The 1,385-nt window shown below is 58.4% G+C and carries 1 protein-coding gene; it reads left to right on the forward strand.

Annotated elements, in window-relative coordinates:
• Positions 1–161 precede the first annotated feature (161 nt).
• On the forward strand, positions 162–1,340 hold the full coding sequence (locus CORTU0001_RS00355; RefSeq protein ID WP_005323424.1) for an IS256-like element IS1249 family transposase: 1,179 nt from the start codon (positions 162–164) through the stop codon (positions 1,338–1,340).
• The last annotated feature ends 45 nt before the right edge of the window (positions 1,341–1,385 follow it).

A 1,385-nucleotide genomic window follows, 5' to 3' on the forward strand; every position in this document is an offset into this window, starting at 1 on the left:
GGGTTAAGGGTCAAAAAGTGTGTCCGGAATCGCGGATTTTCACGGATTGACCTGTAGGTTTCCGGAAAGTATATGCTCCGGAAGCATATATCTAGCCCCCGACGGGAAATCCTCGGTGTGGCAGCCGTGATGTGCTATGCGCGGCGTGGTGTGGTGTCGCAATGTCGAAGAACCAACCACGCTGCCACTGCGGCGGTGAAATGAAACGCAACGGCACCACCAGCAAAGGCACCACCAGATGGCGCTGCAAACAATGCGGCGCCTCCAGCGTCAAACGTCGAAACGACATCACCAACGCGGCAGTGTTCACCCAGTTCATCGAGCATTGCACCACCGCAATATCACTCGACGACCTAGCCAAACGAAACGGTGTTAGCCGCGCCACCATGAAGCGGCGCTTCAAGTGGTGCTGGCTCGTTGATGTGCCTGACCCCACCGCCGGCCACCACAAGCGGATCTACGACCAGGTATTTCTCGATGGCACCTACACCGCCGGTGGCTGCCTGATCGTCGCGGCGACCATCGACCACGTGATCGCCTGGCACTGGTGCAAACACGAAACCACCCGCGACTACCAACTGCTGCTTGAACGCATCGAAGCCCCACTCATCGCCGTCATCGACGGCGGCCAAGGCGCATACAGCGCAATCAAAAAGTGCTGGCCGACTACGAAAATTCAACGCTGCCTCGTCCACGCCCAACGCGTGGTCCGCCGCTACACCACCACCAACCCACGCACCGATGCCGGGCGCACCATCTACCGACTTGCGCTGAAACTGACCCGGATCACCACACTGGATGAAGCCGCCGCGTGGGGTGTGCAACTGCACGAGTTTTCAACGATCTACCGGGAATGGATGAACGAGAAAACCATGATCAAAGACCCCAAAACAGGTGCATGGACCCGCGTGTGGACCCACCACAACGTGCGCAAGGCCTACAACAGCCTCAACCATCTTTGGCGGTCCGAGATGCTGTTTGTCTACCTCAACCCGCCAGCAGGAGTCCTTGCGCCCGAGCGGATCAAATCCACCACCAACAGCTTAGAAGGCGGCATCAACGCCCAGCTCAAACTGCTCGCCAGAACCCACCGCGGCAGATCAGGCGAACGACAACGCCGCATGCTGGATTGGTGGCTCTACTTAAAAACGGAACTGCCTGACGATCCAGTACGAATCGCCAGGCAGTCCGACTGGGGCCAGGGCCAACTCGCCAAAGTATCCACCCTGACCCAAACCGAGAACCAAGCCGACCACGAAACAGGACGCCCAGCCCTCTACGACAACGCTATCGACACCGACTACACCCACTCAATCGGCATTCAAAAAGGCCAAATCTAACCCCCGCGACACGCCGAGCCAGACACACATTTTGACCCTTAACCC

Source organism: Corynebacterium tuberculostearicum SK141, assembly GCF_000175635.1.
Classification (GTDB): Bacteria; Actinomycetota; Actinomycetes; order Mycobacteriales; family Mycobacteriaceae; genus Corynebacterium; species Corynebacterium tuberculostearicum_C.